Source organism: Metabacillus indicus LMG 22858, from assembly GCF_000708755.2.
GTDB classification, from domain to species: domain Bacteria; phylum Bacillota; class Bacilli; order Bacillales; family Bacillaceae; genus Bacillus_P; species Bacillus_P indicus.
This window is the reverse complement of record NZ_JGVU02000001.1, coordinates 369,624-394,967: the sequence shown is the minus strand read 5'-3', so window position 1 is coordinate 394,967 and position 25,344 is coordinate 369,624. Positions and strand designations below refer to the sequence as shown.

Genomic DNA, 25,344 nt, shown 5'->3' with positions numbered 1-25,344 from the left:
TTTTAAGGAAGATTTAATATTGTAGAAAGGATTGACAAAAGACCCGGGTGAGCTCCGGGTCTTAGCAGGATTAAAGAACCATTTCAGATAGGACGTAATGGTATAGAAGCTTAGCCGTATTTTCAAGTGAATCCTTATGAGTTCTTTCATATGCATGGGAAGAGTCAATGCCCGGCCCCACTAGTCCGTGGACGATGTCATGGCCTGAACGGATGGCAGCAGAGGCATCGGAGCCATAGTACGGGTAGATATCAAGCTTATAGCCGATCCCGTTCTTTTGAGCCAGATTCGTTAAGTGCTTTCTAAGTCCGTAATGATATGGCCCGCTTGCATCCTTCACGCAAATGGATACGGTATACTCATCTGTTGACTGGCCGTCACCCATGGCTCCCATATCGACAGCCAGGTATTCTACCGTCTCCGGTGTGATATTTGAGTTGCCGCCATACCCGATTTCCTCGTTGTTTGAAATTAAAAAATGGGTTGTAAAGGGAAGCTCGGTCTGCTCTTCTTTTACTTTTTTCATCAGTTCTAAAAGTAAAGCCACACTCGCTTTATCGTCTAAGTGCCTTGATTTGATGAAACCGCCGTCTGTGATTTCAACCCGCGGGTCAAATGAAACAAAGTCCCCGACTTCTATCCCAAGCTCCCTGACATCATCAGCATTCTTCACTTTTTCGTCAAGGCGTATTTCCATATTCGCCTGATTGCGTTCAGCTTTGCCGGCATCTTTATACACATGTACAGATGTCTGATGCATTAAAATCGTACCCGTGAACATTTTTCCGGAGGAAGTCTCAATTTTGCAGCATTCGCCTTCGATGGAATTGTATGTAAATCCGCCAATCAGGTCGATTGTCAGTCTTCCGCTGCCTTTTATCTCTTTTACAATAGCCCCAAGTGTATCGACATGAGCAGTAAGCATCCGGTGACGGCTTTGATCTTTGCCTGGAATTGTTGCAATCAGGCCGCCTTTGCGGTTGCGTCTTGTTTCTATGCCGCAGTCGGATAAATAGTTCTCAACATATGTAATCACTTCATTCGTATTTCCAGACGGACTCGGTATGGAGACGAGTTCTTTTATAAGCTGCATTGTATCTTTCACCGCAGACACCTCTTTTGTCTTTTTTTCAAGTATAGCAGGTTCTTTTATCCTTTATATAGAAAAAACCGATATTCCGCACGGAACATCGGTTTATCAATGACAATTAATTTTGTGTTCAGTATGCAATCATAGCAATTCCGTGCGGCTTTAGCTTAATGGATGGTCCATTCACTTTTTCACCTGTCAGCACACATTGTCCGCCTGCAGCGTTCTCCGGCAGCTCCGCTTCTGCATCTCGGTCTGTTCCGTTTAGAACAAACAATATGGTTTGTTCTTCATATGTCTTTGTGTACATGACAACCTCATCCTCTGCTGCCGCTTCCATGAACTGAATCCGCCCTTTGCTCCCGAATGCAGGATTCGTTTTCCGGAGCGAAATCAGCTGTCTAATAAAGCTGAGCAGTTCGGTATCCTGCTCCTCCTCGTCCCAGACCATGCATTTTCTGCAGCCCGGATCCATTGCCCCCGTCAGGCCGATTTCATCTCCGTAGTAGATGCACGGTGCTCCCGGTGAAGATAAAAGAAACGTAAAGAGCTGCTTCACTTTGTCCGTGCTCTCTCCGCAGACGGTCGCGATGCGCGGCGTATCATGGCTGCCGAGCAGGTTAAAGGCAACTGCTGATATTTGCTCAGGATACATGAGCAAAGCTTCAGATGTACGGTTGATAAACTCGCTAGCCGTTACTTTCCCTTCAGCGAAATATTCAATCGCAACACTTGTATAAGGATAGTTCATGACCGCATCAAACTGATCTCCCTGAAGCCACGGCATGGCGTCATGCCAAACTTCACCAAGGATATAGACCTCTGGATCAATGGCCTTGATCTCTTTTCTGAATTCTCTCCAGAAATCATGGGACACTTCATTTGCAACATCAAGTCTCCACCCGTCGATGCCAAATTCCTTCACCCAGTACCGGCCAACTTCAAGAAGGTATTCTCTTACTTCAGGATTGCCAGTTCTCAGTTTCGGCATATTTTCAGAGAAACCGAACGTTTCATACTGCACCTTTCCATCTTTTTTCAGAGGAAAGCTGTTAATGTGGAACCAGTCCTTGTATTTGGAATGCTCTCCATTTACAAAGACATCCTGAAAAGGCGGGAATTCATAGCCGGAATGATTGAATACTGCATCAAGCATGACTTTAATTCCATTTTCATGACAGATGTCAACAAGACGCTTAAACGTTTCTTTATCTCCAAACTGCGGATCAATCTCCATATAATCGATCGTGTCGTATTTGTGATTCGAGAAAGCTTTAAAAATCGGTGTAAAATAGATGCCCGTTACGCCAAGCTTAACGAGGTAATCAATGTTCTGAATGACGCCTTCAAAATCCCCGCCAAACGTGTTGTTTGCAGTCGGCTCCGTGCTTCCCCACGGCAAAGCTCCTGCAGGATTCAGCGTCTCATCTCCATTTGCAAATCGTTCAGGAAAAATTTGATACCAGACTGTATCTTTCACCCATGAAGGAGCAGTGAAAATGTCTTCTTCATTAAGATAAGGGAAGGTAAAATAGCCGCCGTTATGTTCAGGTTTCTTTTCAATAAAACCTTGCTCTGTATAAATCAGCTTTTCGCCGCCCGCAATGATTTCAAATCCGTATTTCAGCCGTTTGTGCGGAGGCTTTAAAGCAATTGTCCAAATATCAAACAGTTCTGTCTTTCCAAGCAGCGTCATTTCAGCATGCTCTTCTGATTTCCATTTCCACACACCGTCTTTGTCCTGGTCCCATGTAAATGGATCTCCCCATATCAGGCGCACACTTTCTGCCTCATTTTTTTTAACCTGCAAGCGGATATGCAAAGTGTCTTTATCGTAAGCATAAGCAAAATTGTTTTTTGGACGGTGATAGACTGCTTCTTTAGTTAACATTGTAGATTCCCCCTGTTAATAACTTAAACGTTTAAGTATCGGTGAAAAAAGAGCAGATTTTACTCTGCTTGAATAGACGTATATTTTTCCAGATGGAGACCGCGGTTGTCTTTCATCAAATCGGACAGAACGTTGAACGCGGCGGCTGCCTTCGTTTCTTTAAATTCGACGCAGTTCACTCCTGCCGGCAGAATGGATGGACATCCGGATGTGCATATGACCGTGTCCTTTTCAATATTTCTGTGCCTGCTTATTGAAGAAGCAAGAAATTCATTGAGAATGACCGCAGGTTTTTCATTCTTTTTGTACAGGAACGTTAGAAGGTCTTGTTCATCGGAAGTAATATGAATATCATCCTTGTGAAAACCCGAATCCTTCATAATTTTCCCGGTGATTCCTGCATTGTGAAAGGCTTCCATGATTAAAACTGCAGGCTCGGGCGATTTTTTTCTCGCAGCCTGAAATGCAGCCTGATAATCAAAGATGACTTTATAAAAGAGATCATCATCAATGATGCTGTCGACTATGACCAGCGGGACCCCTGATGGAACGGTGGTTGAGATGCTGTAGAAGAAGTCCTCCTTCACATCAACAAGAATGACCCCGTCAAGTTTCCGTTCCGCAATAATTTCAAGATTCGGCTTTTCAACATCGATACTTGAAAGCAGAACATGGTACCCTTGTTTAGTCAGAAGTTTTTCCAGTTCAAAGAGAAATTCTGCCTGATGGGACCGTTTCCATACCCCTTCATCAGCTCCCCTGTTCAAAAGGATGCCGACAAGACCTGTTTTTTGTTTCACGAGTGATCTCGCTGCAAGATTCGGGACATAGTTCAGTTTTTTGGCAATTTCAAGCACCCGTTCCTTCGTTTCTGACGGAATGGTCTGATTTTGCGCGCCGTTCAGTACATAACTGACCGTCGCAACTGACACACCTGCTTCTGCCGCAATATCTTTCATTGTTGCTTTTTTCATTATTTCACCATTTTCACTTAATCGTTTAAGTTGATTATAAAGCATCATTTAGTCAATGTCCAGCTGATCTTCCTTTGACAAAAACCGGCTGGAGTACAGCCGGCTTTTGACCATCATGCCTGAAGTCTTTTTTCAGAAGCTGCCTGAAAATCCGGTTCCGCTTTAACCACATATGTATCTGCCATCATATCATGCAGGGCTCGTTTTCTGTCCGTAAAAGCAGCCATGATGTAGCCAACATAAAAAATACTGCTTACTATGTATCCGAGGTATCTGATCCATGATTGGCCCATGGAAATTTTCCCGCCGCTGTCGTTTACCACTTTAAGACCCAGCATCTTTTTACCAATCGTTCCCTGGAAGGAGGTTGCTGGCATAATTCCAAAATACAGGATTGTACCTATTAATAGTGCAAGGGTTAGAAACCCTAAAATTCCAGGAATGAGTCCCTCTCTTACTCCCGATACCAATAAAAAAATACTAGGCAAAATTAACACGCTGTTCGTTATCAGCCCATCGATCGTTGCGGCGGCAAACCGAATCCAGAATCCTGCAGGTCTTTGTTCATTCATAAAATCAATCCTCTTTCATGTTTATTTTCTTGAATCTGGAAATCTTTTACCCTTTTTTACCATTATTAAAACTGACTATTTTCCTATAAATTCAAAAAAAAATAACAGCTGCGTGAAGCAGCTGTTTCAACTATACCGTTCTTAAGATGGGCATTGTACAGCATCTGAACGAACCTCCCGATTTTATGATTTCTGAGATGTCCACTTCGATGACATTAAAACCCTTTTCCCTGAGCTTGCTGTTTACTTCCTTGTTGACTGGAAGGCTGATAACGGTTCTGTTTCCGATAGAAAGGACATTTGTTCCCATTGTAAATTGTTCGGATTCATTTATTTCGATCAGCGTGTATCTATTCTTAAGCATGGCAAGTTCTTTCTCTTCAAAAGCCGGTTTATATACGAGCGCTTCTTTTTCTGAAAGAACATTAAACACACAGTCAAGATGGAGATATTTTTCTTTAAAAGGCACCGGTATCACCTGGAACGCCGGCGCTTCCGCCTGAAGTTTTTCGATGGCGCTCATGCACGTTCTGCCGCTTACGCCTGCGAAAATGGTTGTGCAGTCTATGATCACATCACCGCCTTCAATCCGGTGGTCATTAAGGCTGACCATTGGATATCCCTGAACATCCAGCCATTCTCTGAGCACCGTCTCCTCACCTTTTCTGATATCCTGGCCCATTTCGGAAACAAAGACCGTCTTTCCGATTGTAAAGCCTATATCTCTAGTAAAAACCTGCTCTGGATACCGCTCATCAGGTTGAAGCTTTATCACTTCTGCTCCGTTTTCAGTTAAAGCACGGACAAATTGGCGGTGCTGCTCTGCTGCAAGCTTCCCGTTAATATTTTCATTGGCATAATGCCTTTGTGTTTCGTTAATGACTTCAGTAATCCTCATATAGTGAGGTTCACAAACCAGCACCCTCTTTAAAGAATCATATTCACTGAAGCAAGCTAATGTTTCTTCCGGTTTTCTGATGGCTGTCAAATGAATTCCCCCATAAAAAGTATGCTTTTATGAGATTATTCCCTATTCCTGCAAAATATTAAACTACCTTGTTATAAAATCTTACGCCTATTTTCGCAAACTGGACTGTTAGGAATTGTCAACCAACCCAATATGTTATATAGTCTTATAGGTTAAACTAGTTTTTTCCTAATGAGGAAGGTACATGAAACCAGAAAATGAAATGGAAGCTCTGAAAAAAGAAAATCAGATGTTAAGAGAACTTCTTGCCGAATGGCCCGCCGCCTTTACGTATGTGAATCCTGAGCACGAACTTTCAGTCAGCAAGACACAGAAGGATGGCCATCCCGTAATCCGTGCGCTTACATATGAAGAGAAGCAGGCTCACACTAACCAGCGAATCTATTTATCTGCATCTGAATCCGGTTCTTTTTTGCAGACAGAAGAATTCTTATCCGATATTTTTGACCTCGTTGCCCATCATATCGTCTTCATCGACGAATCGGGCATCATTACATTATGCAATCTTCAGGCAGCCAAAGATCACGGCGTTGACAGAGATACAATCATAGGAAAACATTTGCGCGAGCTCGTCCAGATTCCTGATGAGCAGCTGCTGACCCTCGAAACTGCCCGTACTGGCATTGAGTTCGTAGACAGGGAAGTGCTTGATAAAAATTACGGCATCCTGAACACGCGCATTCTTCGGGACTCAGATGGAACGATTATGCGCGTCATAGGCACCTTTTACTTTTTGAATGCCATTAAAGAAGCAGAAAAGCAGGCAATCGCAGGAAGGATTGCAGCCGGCATTGCCCATGAAATCCGCAACCCCCTTACAACGGTGCGGGGATTTTTGCAGGTGCTGAAGGAATCTGCTGATCCGGATACAAAAGCGCTGTTTCAGTCTGTGCTAATTCCAGAAATCGACCGCGCCAATAAAATCATTACCGATTTTCTAAGTATCGCAAAGCCTGCAGAGATCAGGTCTGAAACGTTTAAAATAGCTGACTTTCTGGAAGTTCACCTCGGTAGAATTTTGAAAAGTGAAGCTCTATTGTATGGGGTTGAAGTTGAAATTGTCATTGATTCACAGGCTAGAGAAGCGGCAGTTCTCGGAAATAAAGATGAACTGCTTCAAGTTTTTCTCAACCTGTTTCAAAACTCGTTTCAGGCTAAAAAGAAAGAGCCGCTCATCATACAACTAACTGCGGCTGTGACCGGTGACCGCCTGCAGGTTGCTTTCAAGGATAACGGCAGCGGGATCATCCCGTCTGCGATCCGTCATATTTTCGATCCTTTCTTCTCAACAAAAGACAGCGGCACAGGCCTTGGACTGTCCGTTTCGAAAAAAATCATTGAGAATCATAAGGGAACAATGTCAGCAGAAAGCGATGAAAACGGAACGGTTTTCTATATGGAATTTCCTTTGGTGACAGGCAAGTTCTCTTCATAAAAAAACAACCGGCAGCTGGGTAACAGCTGCCGGTTGTTTTTTGTATGGGATCATTTTGATTACTGATAGTGTCAATACCGGTACACCATTCATTTGGTATAGTTCAGTCAATCATGGTACCGTGCTCTAACGATAAGTGCCATCAAACCAGGTTTTCCACCCCTTGATGGTTCCAAACTCCGTGATAAGTGCTATCAAATCAGATTTCCCTGCGTTTGATGGTTCCTATCTCACCGATAAGTGCCATCAAACCAGATTTCCCGCCGCTTGATGGTTCCTATCTCACCGATAAGTGCCATCAAATCAGATTCTCCGCCGTTTGATGGTTCCTATCTCACCGATAAGTGACATCAAATCAGATTTCCCGCCGTTTGATGGTTCCTATCTCACGGATAAGTGACATCAAATCAGATTCTCCGCCGCTTGATGGTTCCAATCTCACCGATAAGTCCCATCAAATCAGATTTTCACACCGCTTGACGGTTCCTATCAGAACTCATCAGCCCTTCCCGACCAGCAGCTTCTCATAAATCAGCTTTCCAACTTCACTAATTGTTTTTCTTCCCCATTCTTTCTGTTCGAGCTGATCAATCATTACAGCAGCATACACCGTTGTATCTCTGTACTTTATGATCGCGCAGTCGTGCTCAATTCCGGGGAGTTCGCCTGTTTTGTTACCTGCGTAAATCAGGTCTTTATCCATGTTATAAGGAAGTTTATCAGTAAACTGCTGTTTTTGCAGGATGGCAAGCATCTTCTGTCTGCTATCTTCAGAGACAAAATCACCCTCGTTAATAGCCTGAAGGCATCTCACCATATCTGCCGGTGATGTGAAATTATCCATTCCAGATTGGATGGCATCAAGGTCCATCATTTTCCGGTTAAGCTTCGTATCGACAAGGCCGAGACCCTCAATAGTTTCATTGATTTTAGTCATGCCGATTTTTTCAATCACCCAATTGGTCGCGGCATTGTCAGAAACAGTGATCATAAGTGTTAAAAGATCCTGTACTGATAAGACGGCATCCTCTGATAAAGCCTGAAGGACACCGGCACCGCCGGTTTTTTCAACATCACGCAGCTTCACCTTTTCATTCAAATCCAGATTTCCCTTTTCAGCAAGCCTGAATGCTGTGAGAAGAATCGGCAGCTTAATCAGGCTTGCAGATGAGAAAACATCACTGCTTCCGGCTTCGAGCCATTCACCGTTCCACGAGAAACATGCACCCGCCCGTCCAGGACAACTCGATAAAATGTCAGCTGCATTCTTTACGAAATCGTTCATTTTTTTGCAGCTGCAATCTGCTCTGAGCCGCTGCTGCCGACTATGCCGGCATCATATAAATGGCAGGCAACGTAGTGATTTTCTTCCACTTCCCGAAACTCCGGTTTTTTGACAGAACATGCTTCCATCGCATAGGCGCAGCGTGTTCTGAAGACACATCCGCTTGGAGGATTCATTGGACTCGGCAGTTCTCCCTGAAGAATAATCCTCTCCCGCTTATCTTCAACATCAGGGTCCGGTATCGGGATAGCCGTCAGGAGTGCCTGTGTATATGGATGAAGCGGCTTTTTATAAAGGCTGCTGCTTTCCGTAAGCTCGACCATCTGCCCAAGATACATTACCCCAATGCGGTCGCTGATTTGTTTCACCATGGACAAATCATGCGCGATGAATACATATGTCAGTCCTTTTTCCTTTTGCAGGCGTTTCATCAAATTGACGACTTGAGCCTGGACGGAAACATCCAGTGCTGAAATCGGCTCGTCCGCAATGATCAGCTGGGGATCAAGGGCGAGGGCTCTCGCGATTCCGATCCGCTGTCGTTGGCCTCCGCTGAATTCGTGCGGATAGCGGTTGGCATGATCCCGGTTCAGGCCAACATCCTCGAGGAGCTGATACACTTTTTCTGTTCGCCCTTTTTTGCTGCCGTACATCCCGTGAACTTCCATCGGTTCAGAAATAATCTCAAGAACGGTGGACCTTGGATTCAGTGAGGCATACGGATCCTGAAAAATCATTTGCATTTGGCGGTAAAAGGAAAACTTCTCTTTTCCTTTGAGCTGATGAATGTTTTTTCCGTTAAAAATCACTTCTCCATCTGTTTGATCGTAAAGTCCGAGTATGGTTCTTCCGGCTGTTGATTTGCCGCACCCTGACTCACCTACGATTCCGAATGTTTCTCCTTTTTTCACTGAAAAGGTAATTCCGTCTACCGCTTTCAGCGTTGCCCCTTTGCCAAGGTGAAAATGTTTTTTCAGATTGCGCACTTCAAGCAAATTCTCCACTGTTATCCCTCCGTCTTCTGAAAGTAGCGTCTGGCTGCACATAGTTCTTTCTCGTAAATCGTTCCTGCCATTTCAAGGATTTCAATTGTTTTTCCTGTGTTAGGGGAGTGCAGAAGTTTCCCCTCTCCATAATAGATTCCGACATGATGCAGGCTGCCTTTTCCTTCTTCATAGGCAAAAAACAGCAAATCCCCAGGCTCAAGCTGATGGAGTTCAACCTTCTCTCCTGATGCTGCCTGATCATGGGCATCGCGGGGAATGATATACCCGTTTGCTTTGCACATCGTATAGCTGAATCCTGAACAGTCAAACCCAAAACTGCTCATTCCCCCCCAAAGATATGGAAGGCCTAGAAATTGCTCGCCATCTTTTACAATATCTGCACCGTTTCCTTTAGGGATCTCCTCAAACGAACCGGAAATGGATACATCTTCTGCTTTCAGCAGGCAGGTGCCAAGTGGCGTATTCACTCTGATCCATTCAGTGTCTTCCTTTTCAACCGGCAGAATGGTCTGGAAGCTCAGCTCAAATAATGGGGATATTTCTTTAGAGTACAGCATCGTCTTCTTGCTTTGCACAACGGCGATCGGTCCGGTGCTCTCCTCTTCGCCTGCGGCAATTTGGGCGAGCGGCATCCAGCCCGGGTATCCGCGGTCATCTTTTGAGGAAGCCTGACTCGGCACGATGACGTGCGCGTAGCCATCTTCTTCTTCAAGAATCAGAACCTCTTCTCCAAAAAGTGCCTGCGTCTGAATCCGGTTTTCATCACACAGCGCAAGTCTTGTTTCATGCGTTAACCCCTTCAGCCAGCCATCAAGGTCTGCCGGATTTGATACTGCTTTTTCATCCAGTTCCCTTGGTGAGTTCTTATCTGTCCAGATGGTTGCTGCTGCAACTGTTACTCTTCCTTTTTTTCCTGTCATATCGAGAGGGCCTCCCCGTCATTTATCCATACATCTGTAATGCCAAGTCCATTTCCTTTTGAAAAAGTCATATGTCTGCCGTCATATTTGACTCCGCCTTCTACGATTTCTTTAGCAAGCATCAGAGGAGCGTCAAAATCAAAGCGGGTAATGTTTTTCTTTGCTGCCGCAAAATGGGCAGCAGCGGTTATGCCGACTTTCGTTTCGATCATGCTGCCGGCCATGCATTCCACCCCGCATACTTCTGCAAACCGGCTGATCATTGATGCCTGATAGATTCCGCCTGCTTTCATAAGCTTGATGTTGATCATGTCCGCACTACGCGTTTTCAGCACGTCAAATGCCTGTTTTGGAGTAAACACGCTTTCATCCGCCATGATCGGTGTTTCCACGGCATCTGTCACTTGTTTAAGACCTTCGATATCATGTGCTTTAACCGGCTGCTCCACAAGTTCAATATCAAGACCCATATCCTCCATTTTCCGTATAACCTTCACAGCTTCTTTCGGCTTCCATCCCTGGTTGGCATCAAGGCGGATCTTAATATCCTGGCCAACCCTGCTCCGAATTTCCTTCACTCTAGCAATGTCGAGACTGCTGTCGCCGAGACCGACTTTAATTTTCAGAACGTTGAAGCCCTTTTGGACGTACGAAACGGCATCCTCGCCCATTTCCTGGACATCATTTACACTCACTGTAAAATCGGTTTCAAGCTCCTGCCTGTATCCGCCGAGATATTGATAGAGAGGAAGCTTGCTGTATTTTGCAAGACAGTCATGAACAGCGATATCCACTGCCGCTTTTGCACTGGAATTACCTGCAAGAACTGTTTGAATTCCCTGGAAAATACCTTCATAGTTTACTAGATCTTTTCCGATTATAAATGGTTTGAGAACGTGATGGATGGCGCCTTCAATACTGCTTGTGCTGTCACCTGTAATGACGTGGGTAGGGGGTGCTTCACCCCACCCGGTTATACCTTCCGAACAAGTCATTTTCACAAGAACGGTTTCGGCAGTCACAACCGTTCTGAGCGCAGTTTTAAAAGGCTTGATAAGAGGCACCGCTGCTTTGAATGTTTCGATTCTTTCAATTTTCATCATCATCAGACTCCTGAGATTCCGCTTTGGATGGTTAAGGTTTTTGTTTTTGTATTCATGACAGCTTTCGTTCCGAGCGGCACAGCAATATTGGGACTGCAGTGTCCGATTTTGAACCCTTTCATGGCAGGTTTGCCTGACAGTGCAACATAGTGAGCCAGCACTTCATCAAGCGGAATAGAGCGTTTCCGTTTTTGAGGAACGCAATTATGAAAGTCTGCCACGACAATGCCTGCTGCCTCTGTCAGCTTGCCTGCTGAATAAAGCTGGTTCATCATCCGGTCAATCGCATAAGGCTCTTCATCAATATCTTCGATCAAAAGCAGTTTTCCGGCAGCATCAATTTCAAAAGGAGTTCCAAGTGAGCTTGCAAGCAGGGAAAGATTTCCCCCAACAAGCTCCCCGTCGGCCTCTCCTTCTGTCATGATCTCAAGAGGAGAAATCGATTCGTCATATGTGATGCCGCTGCCGTCAAACAGCTGCTGAAAATAGGATTCTGTCAGCGGCAAAACGCCTTTTTCTTCTCCGAAATCAGAACTCAGCATCGGTCCGTGGAAGGTGACAAGGCCGGTATTTTGCCTGATGGCTGTATGTAAAAACGTAATATCACTGTATCCCCAGAAGATTTTAGGATTCTTTTTTAAAAGCTCATAGTCTAGAAGAGATGCCATTCTCGCCGTTCCAAATCCTCCGCATGCACAAATGATCGCTTGGATGTTTTCGTCTGCAAACATGCTGTTCACGTCTGCTGCCCTGTCTTCATCTCTGCCTGCAAGATAGCCGTACTCGTCCTGAGCATGCTTTCCAAACTGGTACGACAGACCGTTTTTTTCAAGAAATGAGAGAGAGCGTTTCAGGTTTTCTTTATTCGGGGGACTTGCCGGGGAAATAATTCCGACCGTGTCTCCTTTTTTTAACACTTGAGCTTTGATCATCGTTCATTCTCCTTTATAGACAAAAGGGGTGTTCGTATGAACACCCCTTCTGCACAGCTTACTTCTTATCTGCCCATTTCAGTTCAAGGTATCCGACAGGGTGACGGACGATGCCTGATACATCTTCATTTTGAAGGTACACTTGGTTGTAGAAATGAATTGGAATGATCGGTGCCTCGTCAAATAAGATCTTTTCAGCTTTGTAAAGCATTTCAAAGCGTTTTGTTTCATCTGACTCATTTTTTGAGTCTTTGATAAGTTTATCGTACTCAGCGTTTGTCCAGCCTGTGCGGTTCATGCTGTGGCCAGTCTGGAAGTTCTCAAGGAAGTTCACAGGATCTGCATAGTCAGCAAGGAACGAACTGCGTGACAATTGGAATTTAAGTGCTTTTTGGTCTGTTGCAAATACGTTTGCTTCAAGATTTGCAAGCTTCACGTCCACGCCAAGATTTTCTTTGAACATTTGCTGCAGAGCTTCTGCAATCTTTTTGTGTGTGTCATCTGTGCTGTACGTAAGTGTTACTTCAGGAAGTGTCTCATAGCCTTCTTCCTTCATGCCTTTTTCTAAAAGTGCTTTTGCCTCAGCTGCGTCCGTTTTGACAAGGTCGCCGCTGACTTCACGGAAATCTTTTCCTGAAGGATCTTTAAATCCAGGAGATACAAAGCCGTAAGCTGCTGTTTCCTGGTTCTTCGTCACAAAATCAACGATTTGTTTTTGGTCAACCGCCATAGCAAAAGCTTTGCGGATGTTTTTATTCTGGAACGGCTCAAGAGTGACATTCATACGGTAGAAATAATCTCCTGCCTGCTCCTCAACATTTGCTTTTCCTTCTTCAAACAGTTTGTCTGCAAGATCTGCAGGCACATCGGATGAATCAAGTTCGCCCGTTTCGTAAAGCTGGTATTCTGTGTTTGTATCTTCTACAATTGCCCAGTGAACGCCGTCAAGCTTCACGTTTTTTGCATCCCAGTACTGATCGTTTTTCTTCATGACAAATTCTTTATCATGCTCCCATGACTCAAGTGTGAAAGGTCCGTTGCTTACAAATGAATCGGCTTCTGCAAACCACTCAGGATTTTCTGTTGCCACTTTCTCGTTTACCGGGAAAAAGGCAGGATTTGCAATCACGCTAAGGAAATAAGCCTGCGGGCTGATTAATGTCACTTCAAATTTCTTCTCGTCAACTGCTTTTACTTTTACATCATCTGCTGTTCCAGTTCCGCTGTTATAAGCTTCTCCGCCTTCAATGAAGTAACCGAGGAAAGCTGCACCAGATCCAGTTTCAGGGTTTAATAGACGCTTCCAGGCAAAAACGAAATCGTTTGCTGTCAAATCGTCGCCATTTGACCATTTAGCGTCTTCGCGAATGTGGAATGTGTATGTTTTGCCATCTTCCGACACATCCCATTTCTCAGCAATTGCCGCTTCAGGCTCGTGGTCTTTGCCAAGACGGGTAAGACCTTCCATAAGGTTGTTCAGAGCATTCCAGGAAACCGCATCAAATCCGATGACCGGATCAAAGGATGTAGGTTCAGCCCCGTTGTTTAAATGCAAAATCTTCTCTTCGTCTTTTTCTTTTTTGCCTGTTTCTTTTCCTGCACTCTCATTAGCTGTACATGCTGCAAGCACAAATACAAGCATGGCCGTCAGGAACATTGCCAACCACTTTTTCATAATCTTCCCCCTCTTATTGTTTGATTTATATGTTATTTCATTGATGCTGCGGCTAAAGCCCGGCTGTCCTGCAGCCAGCAGTCTACGTGGTGCTCTTTGCTCAGGGCTGAAGTATATGGATAAACCCTGTCGCAAACCTCCATTGCATGCTCGCATCTTGCGGAAAACGGGCATCCCTGCGGAGGCGAAAACAGATCAGGAGGCGAACCCGCAATCGGGATAAGCTCTTCCCCTTCGATATCAAGTCTCGGTATCGAGCGGAGAAGCCCTTTAGTGTATGGGTGCTGAGGCTGATAGAAGATTTCTCTTCTGGATCCTGCTTCCACTACTTTACCTGCATACATGACCGCCACTCTGTCAGCGACTTGGGCAACAACCCCCAGGTCATGCGTGATCAGGATAATGGAGACACCCGTTTTTTTCTGAATGTCCCTGAACAGATCAAGGATTTGGGCCTGAATGGTGACATCAAGGGCTGTTGTCGGCTCGTCTGCGATCAGAACCTCAGGTTCGCACACAAGAGCCATCGCAATGACGATCCGCTGCCTCATCCCTCCGCTGAACTGATGAGGATATTGCTTCAGTCGGCTTTCAGGACTTGGAATGCCGACGAGGTTCATCATCTCAAGCGCTTTTTTCTTTGCTTCGCTCTTTGACATGCTCTCATGCTGCATGATGCCTTCCATGATCTGATCGCCGATTGTCAGGGTAGGATTCAGTGCTGTCATCGGATCCTGAAAAATCATGGAGATATCAGCACCCCTGATTTTCCGGAGGTCCTTTTCCTTCAGTTTTGTCAGATCCTTCCCTTTAAAGAGAATGGAGCCTGAATCAATGCTGCCTGGCGGTTCGGGAATCAGGCGCATAATGCTTTGGGATGTCACGCTTTTTCCGCAGCCTGATTCTCCGACGATGGCAAGCGTCTCTCCTTTGCGGAGGTCAAACGTTACTCCGCGGACAGCTTTTACAGTGCCTCCATACGTCTGGAACGAAACATGGAGATTATTTACTTCAAGTACTTTCGTCATGCTGCTACCTCCTTAGCTTTGGATCAAGCGCATCCTGCAGTCCGTCTCCAAGCACGTTAAACGCAAACATTGTCAGGGAGATGCACAGGGCAGGAAAAAAGAGGCGCCACCAATGTCCAGTTAAAATTGTCGAGAGGGCATCACTTGCCATAACACCCCAGCTCGCAAACGGAGCCTGAATGCCTAGACCGAGAAAGCTTAGGAATGCTTCTGCGAAAATGGCAGACGGGACAGTAAGCGTGATTTGAACGATGATTGGACCCATCGTATTCGGAAGCAGGTTTTTCCTGATGATCCTGCTTGTTTTTGTGCCAAACGATTTTGAAGCATGGACAAACTCATAGTTTTTGATTTGCAGGACCTGTCCACGTACAATCCGTGCCATGCCGATCCATCCTGTCACTGTAAGTGCCACGATGATGGTGAAAAGACCCGGGCCCATCACAACCATCAGGAGAATGACGACAAGAAGGTACGGAAGCCCGTATAGAACTTCGACCACGCGCATCATGTAATGATCTGTTTTTCCGCCTTTATAGCCTGCAATACCGCCGTACAGAACACCGATTGCAAAATCAATCAGAGCAGCAATGGCCGCTACAAAAAGGGAGATTCTTGCCCCGTACCACGTTCTTGTAAAAACATCGCGGCCAAGCTCGTCTGTACCAAACCAGTATTTCGCAGACGGAGGCAGGTTTTGATCTGTCAGCACCTGGGTTCTGACGGAGTGAGGTGAAATCAATGGGCCGAAAATCGCCATTAATGTGATAAAAATTAAAAAGATAAGGCCTGTCATTGCCAGTTTATTTTTCCGGAGCCTTCTCCAGGCATCGTGCCAGTAGGAGAGACTCGGTCTTACAACCGCTTCTGCTGCTTTGCTGTCTTTGCCTTTAGGGGCAAACCACGCATCAGGAATATCCCGGGACAGATGCGGATCGTGCTGTTTGTTCAGTTCCATTATCGTCCCTCCCGTTTTGACACTTGAATTCTCGGATCAAGAATTCCGTACGCAATGTCTACTAAAAACAGCATCACGATCAAGATGGTGCTGTAAAAGACTGTCGTTCCCATAATAACGGGATAGTCTCTCGTTCCGATGCTTTCAATGAAATATTTTCCCATACCCGGTATCGCAAAGATTTTTTCAATAACGAATGTTCCTGTCAAAATGCTTGCTGCGAGCGTTCCAAGGACAGTTACAACCGGCAAAAGCGCATTTCTTAAGGCATGCTTGAAAACGATTTTGACTGGCGAAAGCCCTTTGGCCCGAGCTGTTCTTATGTAGTCCTGAGTGAGCACTTCAAGCATGCTTGAGCGCGTCAGACGGGCAATAATCGCCATTGGTCCCGTTGCAAGCGCGAGGGTCGGCAAAATCATATGCAGCGGGCTTGACCACGTAGCAGCAGGAAGGATATTCCAGTTGACCGCAAAGTTTTGAATAAGCAGTGTGGCCATAATGAAGTTTGGAACAGAAATTCCAAGCACCGCTATGGTCATGGCAAGATAATCAATAAATCCGTTATGCCGCAATGCAGCAATCACGCCGAGAGCAATTCCCGAAATAACGGCAACTGTCAAAGTGACGATTCCAAGCTCAAACGACACCGGGAAACCGCGCCCAAGAAGCTCGTTAACTGTCTGTGACGACTTTTTAATCGAAGGACCAAAATCAAATGTGACAAGCGACTTCATGTACATCGCATATTGAACCGGAAGCGGTTCATCAAGATGGTAGTAAGCTTCAAGATTACGCTGGACAGCTTCGCTCGTCCCTCTCTCTTCGTTAAAAGGAGAACCCGGGATTGTGTGCATCAGAACAAACGTCAAAGTAATAATCAGCCAGATTGTCAAAATCATAGAAATCAGGCGTTTTATAAAGTATGTATTCATGCTATCCCACTTCCTAACAGAATGTCGTTCTCATAGCCAGTTCCGTCATCACAAGCATCGCGCGGTAGGCTTCGAGAATGTCCCTTGCCTGGAACGTGACAATCGTGGTATTTTCTTTGTGCTCTGTTCCCGGCATGAGCGCTGCCCATTCAGCCTGTCCATAGTTGGCAAATTCAATGGCCATAAGCGGTCGATCTGGAGGAGTGAGCGGTTTTACATGTTCTCTATTCTTAATGGCAAGTGCCGTCTTCTCTTTTATCAGCTGCTGTGTTTTTGAAGGAGTAAGAGATTTAACGACTGATCGTGAAATCGTCTCCTTTACAACGGCAGTCGTGACGTTTGGGATAAGAGCCTCCGCTTCCATAGCTGCCTGGTCATCTCCTGCAACCATAATGACCGGAACTCCGTGATAGCCTGCAACATAGGCGTTAAATCCCAGTTCACCGACGGCCACATCATTGATCCAGATTTCTCTCACACCGAAAATCATTGTATGTGACATGACCCCTTTTTTTGAAGCACGTGCATGATAGCCCGTGAAAACAGCTCCGCTGAAACTGCCGTCGAGGCCCTGAACCATGCTGTACGGCTTTACATCACCCGTGATCAGCTGCGTATCAGGGTGCAGGTTTTCAATCAGGAGGTTGTTCATTTTCGAGTGGCTGTCATTGACAACGACTTCATTCGCCCCCGCTTCAAACGCCGCTTCTATGACAGCATTCGCTTCCTCTGTCATGATTTTCCGGCCTCTTTCATAGTTGAGCTTAGATGAATTCACATGTGTCTCATCAGCGAGTCCAGTGATTCCTTCCATGTCAACTGAGACATATACCTTCACCTGTATTCCCCCTGTTTTTATTTCTAATTTTCTTAAAATTATAAATTAAAAATCATTACTTTACAATAACATTTACATAAACATGCATAAATACGAATGAACTTCCTTGTTCTCCCATAGTCAATAAGACCTAATTCATTCCTGTTTTACTAGATTCAAACATGAATACCATCCTATTTCCTCTCCCCTTTGATAGAGTAAAAGAATGAGTTTGAGAGCTGTTTCAAAAAACAATAATGTTCAAAAAAAGAGAAAGAATCCTTGATAATAAAGGAACTCTTTCTCTTTTTCACAGGATTGGCATTTGTTTTCAAGACGGCTGTTTCCCTTTTTCCCATCAGCATACTTTGGATTATCGGCCTATTGTTTCGGCAGCCGAAAAACAGTCAATTAGACTCCCCGACTGTTTTCCGTGCATAAATTTCGGCTGCCTAATGATCTTCCCCATCCCTGATCAGTTTGAACGTACCAGAGCCTTTTGCAAGCAGCTTTCCCTGTGAATCTTTTATTACACCTTCCATAAAAGCAGTCTTATATCCAAGCTGAAGGATCTTTCCTTCGGCATAGATCTCGCCTCGTGTGCTCGGTGCAAGGTACTGGATGCTGGAATTGATGGTGGCACACCTTGTTTTGGACACAGATCTGAGAAGCATCCCCTGTACATAATCAAGCATGGTGGCATGTACGCCGCCGTGCAGTGTGCCGTTTGCATTCAGGACATACTCTTTCATCTGGAGCTTAATTTTCACTTCATTTTCCTCAAAGTGCACGATGTCGATTCCCATGTGCTGAAAAAAAGGACTTTCCTCAAAGCTCCGCCTTATTTCTTTCACATCCATTGCCGTTGCCATTAAAAGCCACCCCTTCTATCTGGACGTAAACTGCGGCTTTCTTTTTTCTAAGAAAGCTGCCGTTCCCTCATTTTTGTCCTCTGTGGAAAACAGGACGGCCTGTGCGAGCTTCTCAATAAGAAGACCCGTTCTCTGATCGGCATCAAATCCTGCATGTACAGCAAGTTTGGCAAGCTTTACAGCAAGCGGCCCTTTCGATAAAATTTCCTTTGCCGTTTCTTCTGTTCTAGCCTGCAGCTGTCCGCTTTCTGCCACCTCAGACACTAAGCCGATGCGATAGGCTTCGTTTGCATCAATGATTTTCCCTCTCAGAATCATGTTCATCGCGGGCCCTTTTCCAATCAGTCTTGCAAGCCGCTGCGTCCCGCCGGCACTCGGGATAATGGAGAGATTCAGTTCGGGCAATCCGAACTTTGCAAGTTCAGAGGCAATGCGGATGTCACAAGCCATAGCAAGCTCGCAGCCTCCTCCTAATGCAAATCCATTGACCATGGCAATCGTCGGCTTTTCATATGTCTCTATGTAGTCGTATACCTGCTGCATCCCACCAGGATTAAAGACATCCAGAGCAGTCCGTGTTTTTAGCTGGCCAATATCAGCTCCGGCGGCAAATGATTTCTCGCCGCTCCCTGAAAAGATGATGCAGCCTGTTTCATCGTCTTTTGCCAGTTCCTGAAGAGCCTCGGTCATTTCATCAAGTGTTTCTTTATTTAATGCATTTCTGCGTTCAGGACGGTTAATGATCAAATAGGCAAGCTGCCCTGATTTTTTCACTTCAATATTTGCAAAAGCATTCATTTATTTCAGCCCCTTGTTTTCAGCAATTTAAAATCTCCGTGTCCAATAGCTGCCAATGTCTGATTTGATTTGTATACCCAGCCTTCTGCAGATGCTATCCCGTCCCTGGAGCAGATAACCTTAGCTGTACAAGTGAAAAATGGAGCAGGTGTCGGGTCTATGATCGTTGAACTCAGAACGATGGTTGCAGTGGGAGCTGCTCCTGCGAGTGATGCTGCAGTCCCCATGGCAATATCAAGCAGTGTGTAAAACACACCGGACCCAACCGTATCCTCATCAAGCAGATGCTCCCTGCACGTCGCAACCGAAATAACAACAGAGTCTCCTTGATTCTCTTCTCTTTTCATTGATAAATGGCTGAAAAACGAGGAATGCACCATGTCCGGAGCTTTCATTTAAACGAGCTCCAGCATCAGGGCCATTCCCTGTCCGCCGCCGATGCACAGTGTTGAAATTCCTGTCTTTTTGCCGGAACGCTTCATTTCATGCAGCAGAGAGACCGTTATTCTTGCACCAGTAGCCCCAAGCGGATGACCGAGTGCTATCGCTCCCCCGTTTACATTCACTTTCGAAGAATCGAGTCCAAGCTCTCTTATGACGGCCAGAGCCTGGGAAGCAAAGGCTTCATTCACTTCGAATAAATCGATGTCTTCTATGGATTTCCCCGTCCTCTCGAGCAGTTTTCTTACGGCAGGGACGGGTCCGATTCCCATAATTTCCGGGGAAACACCTGCCGCTGCCCAATCTGTGATTCTTGCCATTGGCGTAATTCCAAGCTCTTTGGCTTTACTCTCCCTCATCAGGACAACGGCTGCAGCCCCGTCATTTCTGCCGCACGCATTCCCTGCCGTGACCGTGCCTGATTTGCGGAAAGCGGGCTTTAGCTGTGACAGCTTTTCATAGGTTGATTCCGGACGGGGGTGTTCATCTGTCTTGAATGTAACCGGGCCTTTTTTATTCGGCACTTCAACAGGTGCAATCTCCTCTTCAAAAAGCTGCTGATGAACCGCTCTCGCTGTTCTCTGCTGGCTTTCAATTGCAAAAGCATCCTGATCTTCCCTTGAAACGCCATACTTTTCGGCTACATTTTCAGCTGTTATTCCCATTCCGAGGTGCTCGCCATAGATCTCTTTAGGCTGCTGGCCATTTTCTTTGTTTGAATCAACAAGTACAGCTGCATCCCCGCCAAAGCGTGATCCCCGTAAATAAATGGGAGCCTGGCTCATGTTTTCGGTTCCGCCGGCAATTACAATCTCGGCTTGGCCTGACATGATCTGCTGAACTCCTGATGCGATGGCCTGCATGCCGGATGCGCAGAGGCGGTTGATGGAAAAGGCGGGTGAAGTTTCAGGAATCCCCGCACGGAGCGCTGCCACCCTGGCAACATTTGAAGCCATTGTCGTTTGCCTGACTTCGCCTAAAATGACTTCGTCCACCTGTTCGGGCGTAATCCCAGCGCGGACAACGGATTCCTGAATGACCCTTGCTGCGAGCATGCTTGCCTCAACGTCCTTAAGCGTTCCCCCGTAGCGCCCAATCGCTGTCCGGACAGCACTTGCAATAATAATTGAATCCATACCCTCACCCTTTCTATTGCTGCTGATACTGCTTTTTCAGCTGGCCTGCAATGATGTTCTTCTGAATTTCGGACGTGCCTTCATAAATTCTTGTGATTCTTGCATCACGGAAAAAACGTTCAATCGGATAATCCGCAATGTACCCGATCCCGCCGTGCACTTGAACCGCTTTGTCTGCAATTCTGTTGTACACCTCTGACCCGAACAGCTTCAGCATGGCTGCTTCTTTTATGACTTTCATGCCTTCATCAACCATCCAGGCGACCCTGTAGGTAAAAGAACGCAATGCTTCAATTTCCATGGCCATCTCCGCAATCATGTGGGAAACTGCCTGATGCTCAAAGATTGGAACATCAAATTGCACTCTGTCCTTTGCATAAAGCATGGAAAGATCGAGCAGTTTTTGACATGAACCAAGATTCCTTGCAGCAAGCCCCGCTCTTCCGTTGGCCAGAATCTTCAGGGCATTCACATACCCCTGCCCTTCCTCACCGAGAACGTTTTCTGCTGGAACCTCACAATCCTCCATGATGATTTCAGCCGAATGAGACCCGCGAAGGCCCATTTTCTTTTCAACAGCTCCTACTTGGAAGCCGGGAAAATCTTTTTCCACAATAAAGGAGGTGATTCCCTTCGGACCTTTGGCGGGATCCGTCACAGCCATTACCGTAAAAACACCTGCTTCCGTCGCGTTTGTAATGTAATGCTTCGTCCCGTTCAGGATGTATTTATCACCTCTTTTTACAGCTGTTGTTTTCAGGTTTGTCGCATTGGATCCGGCGCTCGGCTCAGTCAGGGCAAACGCTCCGATCTGCTCTCCGGCTGCCATTTTAGGGAGATATCTTTGTTTTTGCTCTTCATTCCCCATTTCCACAATTCCAACGGTGCCGATTCCTGTATGGGCGCCAATCAGCGTGGTGTACCCGTTATGTGTGGCGCCAATCTCTTCGTACAGAGCACACTTTCCAACCATTCCGATGCCAAGGCCCCCGTATTCTTCAGGAATACTTAAACCAAATAATCCAAGCTCTTTTGACATGGCAATGATCCGTTCAGGGATTGCATTCGATTCTTCAATTTCCATTGCAGCCGCTTCAACCTCTGTTTGAACAAAGTCGCGGACACCCCGCTTTAACAGAAGAATATCCTCATCCAATTGAAAATTCATATGCATGGCCTCCTAGCTGTAAGTATAAAAACCGCGTCCGCTTTTCTTTCCGAGCCATCCGGCTTTCACGTATTTCACAAGAATCGGACAAGGTCGGAATTTTTCACCGAGTGTCCGGTGCAGATATTCCATGTTGCGAAGCCTTGTATCAAGTCCCACCAAATCGGCTAATTCCAGAGGCCCCATAGGGTGATTTAATCCGAGCTTCATGGCTTTATCGATGTCTTCTGCAGATCCGACACCCTCCATAAGCATCGTCATCGCCTCATTGCCGATCAGGCAATTCATCCGGCTGACCGCAAAACCCGGGTATTCATTGATTCTCACGCATTCTTTTCCAAGCTTTTCGCCGAAATGAAAGCAGCTTTCAACCGTTTCATCTGATGTTTCGAGACCGCATATGATTTCAATCAGCTTCATTTTAGGGACAGGGTTGAAAAAGTGCAGGGCAATACACTGCTTCGGTCTGCCTGTCTGCGCGGCAATTTCAGTCGGGCTCATGGTTGATGTATTCGTCGCAAGAATGGCTGAAGGCTTTGCATATCGGTCAAGCTCTTTAAACACGCTGATTTTAAGATCCATTACTTCAAGAACGGCTTCTATGATTAAGTCGGCGTCCGCAGCAGCTGATTTCAGGTCAGTTGTAAATTCAAGGTTTGCGTTCTCTATGCTTAATCCGGCTTTTGCGGCTTGCTTGCTGATATAAGAGCGCGCTGTTTCCAAAGATTGTTCTGATATGTCCTGTATGGTCACTTCATAGCCTGCAGCAGCACATGCATAAGCAATTCCCCGCCCCATTGTACCTGCACCGATCACACTGATTTTTTTCACCCTATCCCTCCACAGCGGCCTTTTCATACGTATAGAAGCCTTTTCCGGTCTTCCGGCCGAGTTCTCCGTTCTGTACTTTTTCACGGACTATCTTTGCAGGCATGTCGCGTTCGTCCCCGCTCTCTTCATAGCGCTGCATGCGGACAAAGTAATTGACGTCAATACCGGTCAGGTCCATCAGGGCAAAAGGACCAATCGGATGATTCAGCGCTTTTGTGCACACAAGATCAATTTCTTCGTGAGAGGCATAACCGTTTTCAAGCAGAAAGACAGCTTCATCCATGAGCTTGCCTAATATGCGGTTGGCTATAAAACCAGAAATCTCTTTTTTCAGCAAAACAGGAGTCTTTTTAATCGTTTTAACAAATTCCATGGCTGTATGAGCTGTTTCTTCTGACGTGTGCGGCCCTTTTACGACTTCTACAAGCTCCATGACAAGGGCTGGGTTAAAAAAGTGAATGTTGCAGACTTTGTCAGGGTGGCTGGTCGCATCAGCAAGTTTCGAGCTTACGATCGTTGAGCTGTTTGTAGCCAAAATAGCATGCGGCTGCGTGATTTTATCCAGCTGCCTGAACAGTTCTCTTTTTACATCCAGCTTTTCAACAATGGCCTCAATGACAAGGTCGGCATCTCTTACATCCGCCAGGTTTGAGGTAAATAAAATTCTGCTGAATGCAGCATCCGTTTCTTCAGCTGTATACCTCCCCTTTTTCACCCGCTTATCCATCTGCTGATGAAGAAAATCCTTTGCTTTTGCCAGACTTTCTCCGCTCACATCCTGAAGCGTTACAGGATAGCCTGAAAGTGCACACACCATGGCAATCTGCGACCCCATTGTTCCTGAACCAATAACAGCAATCTCATGAATCTTCATTTCCATTCTCCCCTTTCAAACTCTCTTCTTTAATAAGCAGCCGCTTCAGCAGTTTTCCCACTGTGTTTCTCGGGAGGCTCTCCCTGACTTCAAACTGCTTCGGCACTTTATAAGGCGTCAGCTTTGTATAGCAGTATCCTTTTAATTCCTCTGCATCTATTAGTCTTCCATCTTTAGGAACAACGTAAGCTTTGACTCTCTCCCCGTGTTCTTCATCAGGCAGCCCTACTACAGCAGCTTCTTTTACATCCGGATGCTCATAAAGGACACCCTCAATTTCCTGAGGATAAACATTGAATCCGCCAAGAATGATCATTTCCTTTTTCCGCCCGACGATGTAAAAATAGCCTTCTTCATCCATCGTCGCGAGATCTCCCGTATACAGCCAGCCGTTTTGAAGTGCTGCATGCGTTTCGCTTTCATTTTTCCAGTAGCCCTTCATAATCTGGGGTCCCTTAATCAGCAGTTCCCCCACGCTTTTTGGACCGAGCTCCCTGTTGTCTTCATCTACAATCATGCAGTCTGTCAGGGGAACAGGAATGCCGATGCTCCCTATTTTCCGTTTTCCAAAAGGCGGATTGCGGTGGGTGGAAGGTGAAGCTTCGGAAAGACCGAACCCTTCTCCGATTCTTGTACCTGTCAGCTTTTCAAAGCGCTGAATGATTTCCACCGGAAGCGGTGCAGACCCTGAGGAACACAACTTTAAGCAATGGAGCTTCGCTTCCTCAATTTGGGGATGATTGACAAACGCAATGTACATCTTTGGAACACCGGGAAAAAAAGTCGGTCTGTACACTTTGATTTTTTCCAGAACATCATCAATCTCAAATTTTCGGAAAAGCAGAAGCCTTCCGCCTATGAAAATGCCAAGATTCATCCCGCTTGTCATCGCGTAAACATGGTAGAGAGGCGTTGCAATGAGTACGGTTTCCTCTCCTTGAATCATAGAGTCGCCATACATCAGGTAGCTTTGATAGACATTTGCGGTCAGGTTGTAGTGAGTGAGCATGGCGCCTTTCATTTTTCCGGTTGTCCCGCCTGTGTACTGAATCACCGCCACATCTTCCGCTGCATCAATTTCTTCCGGCTGATGGAGAGGCTTCCCGGATTCAATCAAGTGATCAAGACTGGAAAATGAATCGTCCTGCCCGTCCGGCTGAGAACCAAATGTATAAGAGAAAGTGAAGATATCACTGATTTTCCTGATGGTTTCTCTTCCCGCTTTATCTGCGACGATAGCGGTCACTTCCGCGTCCATCACAATCTGAAGAAGCTCCCGGGCCGTATACATCGGATTAATCTGAACCACAACAAGACCAAGTGCATGTGCGGCATAGTACGAAACAACATAATCAGGGTGATTGGCTAGCATCAGGCCAATACGGTTCCCTTTTACAAGGCCCAGTTCCCTCCAGGCTCCTGCCAGCCTTTCAACACGGTCTTTAAGCTCCAAATATGACGTCTCTTCTCCTTCAAACAAAATGGCCGTCTGATTTCCGTATCTCTCTGCTGTATCCTGCAGCATCATGTAGAGAGATTGCTCAGGCAGATGGACATCCCTGTGCTGGTAAAAAGAGTGCCAGGGCCGTTCTATTCCTTTTTTCACAATGTATACCC

General features: G+C 45.9%; 24 protein-coding genes. 1 reads left to right on the top strand and 23 read right to left on the bottom strand.

What is annotated here, in order from left to right; genetic code table 11:
* Positions 1-70: 70 nt before the first annotated feature.
* From AZ46_RS01915 to AZ46_RS01895, 5 genes are all read right to left on the bottom strand, one after another.
* The gene (locus AZ46_RS01915; RefSeq protein ID WP_029281989.1) at positions 71-1,093 is read right to left on the bottom strand and encodes a M42 family metallopeptidase; all 1,023 of its coding nucleotides are present in this window, start codon (positions 1,091-1,093) and stop codon (positions 71-73) included.
* A gap of 127 nt (positions 1,094-1,220) precedes the next feature.
* On the bottom strand, positions 1,221-2,981 hold the full coding sequence (locus AZ46_RS01910; protein ID WP_029281991.1) for a glycoside hydrolase family 13 protein: 1,761 nt from the start codon (positions 2,979-2,981) through the stop codon (positions 1,221-1,223).
* Between the two features lie 59 nt (positions 2,982-3,040).
* Positions 3,041-3,955 carry a LacI family DNA-binding transcriptional regulator gene (locus AZ46_RS01905; RefSeq protein ID WP_051865106.1) on the bottom strand — a complete coding sequence of 305 codons (915 nt, stop codon included), beginning with the start codon at positions 3,953-3,955 and terminating at the stop codon, positions 3,041-3,043.
* 113 nt (positions 3,956-4,068) lie between these two features.
* Positions 4,069-4,527 carry an RDD family protein gene (locus tag AZ46_RS01900; RefSeq protein WP_051865105.1) on the bottom strand — a complete coding sequence of 153 codons (459 nt, stop codon included), beginning with the start codon at positions 4,525-4,527 and terminating at the stop codon, positions 4,069-4,071.
* A gap of 130 nt (positions 4,528-4,657) precedes the next feature.
* The gene (locus AZ46_RS01895) at positions 4,658-5,521 is read right to left on the bottom strand and encodes a dimethylarginine dimethylaminohydrolase family protein (RefSeq protein ID WP_411335075.1); all 864 of its coding nucleotides are present in this window, start codon (positions 5,519-5,521) and stop codon (positions 4,658-4,660) included.
* 178 nt (positions 5,522-5,699) lie between these two features.
* Between AZ46_RS01895 and AZ46_RS01890 the strand changes: the two genes are divergently transcribed.
* Positions 5,700-6,950 carry an ATP-binding protein gene (locus AZ46_RS01890; RefSeq protein WP_029281999.1) on the top strand — a complete coding sequence of 417 codons (1,251 nt, stop codon included), beginning with the start codon at positions 5,700-5,702 and terminating at the stop codon, positions 6,948-6,950.
* A 499-nt stretch (positions 6,951-7,449) separates the two neighbouring features.
* Here AZ46_RS01890 and AZ46_RS01885 read toward each other — a convergent pair whose 3' ends face one another.
* From AZ46_RS01885 to AZ46_RS01800, 18 genes are all read right to left on the bottom strand, one after another.
* On the bottom strand, positions 7,450-8,235 hold the full coding sequence (locus AZ46_RS01885; RefSeq protein WP_051865101.1) for a serine hydrolase: 786 nt from the start codon (positions 8,233-8,235) through the stop codon (positions 7,450-7,452).
* Complete coding sequence (locus tag AZ46_RS01880; protein WP_029282003.1) at positions 8,232-9,245, bottom strand: ABC transporter ATP-binding protein; 1,014 nt, start codon at positions 9,243-9,245, stop codon at positions 8,232-8,234. Before AZ46_RS01880 ends, AZ46_RS01885 begins: the two co-directional genes overlap by 4 nt.
* The gene (locus AZ46_RS01875) at positions 9,242-10,162 is read right to left on the bottom strand and encodes a C40 family peptidase (protein ID WP_029282005.1); all 921 of its coding nucleotides are present in this window, start codon (positions 10,160-10,162) and stop codon (positions 9,242-9,244) included. The genes AZ46_RS01880 and AZ46_RS01875 overlap by 4 nt, the downstream gene beginning before the upstream one ends.
* On the bottom strand, positions 10,159-11,262 hold the full coding sequence (locus AZ46_RS01870) for a dipeptide epimerase (RefSeq protein ID WP_029282007.1): 1,104 nt from the start codon (positions 11,260-11,262) through the stop codon (positions 10,159-10,161). The genes AZ46_RS01875 and AZ46_RS01870 overlap by 4 nt, the downstream gene beginning before the upstream one ends.
* A gap of 5 nt (positions 11,263-11,267) precedes the next feature.
* Positions 11,268-12,197: a S66 peptidase family protein gene (locus AZ46_RS01865; RefSeq protein ID WP_029282009.1), complete on the bottom strand. Its 930-nt coding sequence runs from the start codon at positions 12,195-12,197 to the stop codon at positions 11,268-11,270.
* A gap of 58 nt (positions 12,198-12,255) precedes the next feature.
* Entirely contained in the window at positions 12,256-13,872 is a 1,617-nt protein-coding gene (locus tag AZ46_RS01860) for a peptide ABC transporter substrate-binding protein (protein ID WP_029282011.1), read from the bottom strand.
* Positions 13,873-13,904: 32 nt separating this feature from the next.
* Positions 13,905-14,900 carry an ABC transporter ATP-binding protein gene (locus tag AZ46_RS01855; RefSeq protein WP_029282013.1) on the bottom strand — a complete coding sequence of 332 codons (996 nt, stop codon included), beginning with the start codon at positions 14,898-14,900 and terminating at the stop codon, positions 13,905-13,907.
* Positions 14,901-14,904: 4 nt separating this feature from the next.
* Entirely contained in the window at positions 14,905-15,858 is a 954-nt protein-coding gene (locus tag AZ46_RS01850) for an ABC transporter permease (protein ID WP_029282015.1), read from the bottom strand.
* Complete coding sequence (locus tag AZ46_RS01845) at positions 15,858-16,790, bottom strand: ABC transporter permease (RefSeq protein WP_029282017.1); 933 nt, start codon at positions 16,788-16,790, stop codon at positions 15,858-15,860. Before AZ46_RS01845 ends, AZ46_RS01850 begins: the two co-directional genes overlap by 1 nt.
* A 13-nt stretch (positions 16,791-16,803) precedes the next feature.
* The gene (locus tag AZ46_RS01840) at positions 16,804-17,628 is read right to left on the bottom strand and encodes a M55 family metallopeptidase (RefSeq protein WP_029282019.1); all 825 of its coding nucleotides are present in this window, start codon (positions 17,626-17,628) and stop codon (positions 16,804-16,806) included.
* A gap of 431 nt (positions 17,629-18,059) precedes the next feature.
* Complete coding sequence (locus AZ46_RS01835) at positions 18,060-18,479, bottom strand: PaaI family thioesterase (RefSeq protein ID WP_029282021.1); 420 nt, start codon at positions 18,477-18,479, stop codon at positions 18,060-18,062.
* Between the two features lie 15 nt (positions 18,480-18,494).
* Positions 18,495-19,277, bottom strand: coding sequence for an enoyl-CoA hydratase/isomerase family protein (locus tag AZ46_RS01830; RefSeq protein ID WP_029282023.1), 783 nt, complete (start codon positions 19,275-19,277; stop codon positions 18,495-18,497).
* Between the two features lie 5 nt (positions 19,278-19,282).
* Positions 19,283-19,672, bottom strand: a complete 390-nt coding sequence (locus tag AZ46_RS01825) for a PaaI family thioesterase (RefSeq protein WP_029282025.1) — start codon at positions 19,670-19,672, stop codon at positions 19,283-19,285.
* Positions 19,673-20,854, bottom strand: coding sequence for a thiolase family protein (locus AZ46_RS01820; RefSeq protein WP_029282027.1), 1,182 nt, complete (start codon positions 20,852-20,854; stop codon positions 19,673-19,675).
* 13 nt (positions 20,855-20,867) lie between these two features.
* Complete coding sequence (locus AZ46_RS01815) at positions 20,868-22,022, bottom strand: acyl-CoA dehydrogenase family protein (protein ID WP_029282029.1); 1,155 nt, start codon at positions 22,020-22,022, stop codon at positions 20,868-20,870.
* 12 nt (positions 22,023-22,034) lie between these two features.
* Entirely contained in the window at positions 22,035-22,853 is an 819-nt protein-coding gene (locus tag AZ46_RS01810) for a 3-hydroxyacyl-CoA dehydrogenase family protein (protein WP_029282031.1), read from the bottom strand.
* A 1-nt stretch (position 22,854) separates the two neighbouring features.
* Positions 22,855-23,727, bottom strand: coding sequence for a 3-hydroxyacyl-CoA dehydrogenase family protein (locus AZ46_RS01805; RefSeq protein WP_412768593.1), 873 nt, complete (start codon positions 23,725-23,727; stop codon positions 22,855-22,857).
* On the bottom strand, positions 23,714-25,333 hold the full coding sequence (locus AZ46_RS01800; RefSeq protein WP_051865100.1) for a long-chain-fatty-acid--CoA ligase: 1,620 nt from the start codon (positions 25,331-25,333) through the stop codon (positions 23,714-23,716). Before AZ46_RS01800 ends, AZ46_RS01805 begins: the two co-directional genes overlap by 14 nt.
* Between the last annotated feature and the right edge of the window lie 11 nt (positions 25,334-25,344).

Excerpts from the sequence above, each read along its gene's own strand:
- AZ46_RS01915 (WP_029281989.1), bottom strand. The coding sequence starts at position 1,093 with ATGCAGCTTATAAAAGAACTCGTCTCCATACCGAGTCCGTCTGGAAAT.
- AZ46_RS01910 (WP_029281991.1), bottom strand. The coding sequence starts at position 2,981 with ATGTTAACTAAAGAAGCAGTCTATCACCGTCCAAAAAACAATTTTGCT.
- AZ46_RS01905 (WP_051865106.1), bottom strand. The coding sequence starts at position 3,955 with ATGAAAAAAGCAACAATGAAAGATATTGCGGCAGAAGCAGGTGTGTCA.
- AZ46_RS01900 (WP_051865105.1), bottom strand. The coding sequence starts at position 4,527 with ATGAATGAACAAAGACCTGCAGGATTCTGGATTCGGTTTGCCGCCGCA.
- AZ46_RS01890 (WP_029281999.1), top strand. The coding sequence starts at position 5,700 with ATGAAACCAGAAAATGAAATGGAAGCTCTGAAAAAAGAAAATCAGATG.
- AZ46_RS01885 (WP_051865101.1), bottom strand. The coding sequence starts at position 8,235 with ATGAACGATTTCGTAAAGAATGCAGCTGACATTTTATCGAGTTGTCCT.
- AZ46_RS01875 (WP_029282005.1), bottom strand. The coding sequence starts at position 10,162 with ATGACAGGAAAAAAAGGAAGAGTAACAGTTGCAGCAGCAACCATCTGG.
- AZ46_RS01870 (WP_029282007.1), bottom strand. The coding sequence starts at position 11,262 with ATGAAAATTGAAAGAATCGAAACATTCAAAGCAGCGGTGCCTCTTATC.
- AZ46_RS01865 (WP_029282009.1), bottom strand. The coding sequence starts at position 12,197 with ATGATCAAAGCTCAAGTGTTAAAAAAAGGAGACACGGTCGGAATTATT.
- AZ46_RS01860 (WP_029282011.1), bottom strand. The coding sequence starts at position 13,872 with ATGAAAAAGTGGTTGGCAATGTTCCTGACGGCCATGCTTGTATTTGTG.
- AZ46_RS01855 (WP_029282013.1), bottom strand. The coding sequence starts at position 14,900 with ATGACGAAAGTACTTGAAGTAAATAATCTCCATGTTTCGTTCCAGACG.
- AZ46_RS01850 (WP_029282015.1), bottom strand. The coding sequence starts at position 15,858 with ATGGAACTGAACAAACAGCACGATCCGCATCTGTCCCGGGATATTCCT.
- AZ46_RS01845 (WP_029282017.1), bottom strand. The coding sequence starts at position 16,790 with ATGAATACATACTTTATAAAACGCCTGATTTCTATGATTTTGACAATC.
- AZ46_RS01835 (WP_029282021.1), bottom strand. The coding sequence starts at position 18,479 with ATGGCAACGGCAATGGATGTGAAAGAAATAAGGCGGAGCTTTGAGGAA.
- AZ46_RS01830 (WP_029282023.1), bottom strand. The coding sequence starts at position 19,277 with ATGAATGCTTTTGCAAATATTGAAGTGAAAAAATCAGGGCAGCTTGCC.
- AZ46_RS01825 (WP_029282025.1), bottom strand. The coding sequence starts at position 19,672 with ATGAAAGCTCCGGACATGGTGCATTCCTCGTTTTTCAGCCATTTATCA.
- AZ46_RS01820 (WP_029282027.1), bottom strand. The coding sequence starts at position 20,854 with ATGGATTCAATTATTATTGCAAGTGCTGTCCGGACAGCGATTGGGCGC.
- AZ46_RS01815 (WP_029282029.1), bottom strand. The coding sequence starts at position 22,022 with ATGAATTTTCAATTGGATGAGGATATTCTTCTGTTAAAGCGGGGTGTC.
- AZ46_RS01805 (WP_412768593.1), bottom strand. The coding sequence starts at position 23,727 with ATGAAGATTCATGAGATTGCTGTTATTGGTTCAGGAACAATGGGGTCG.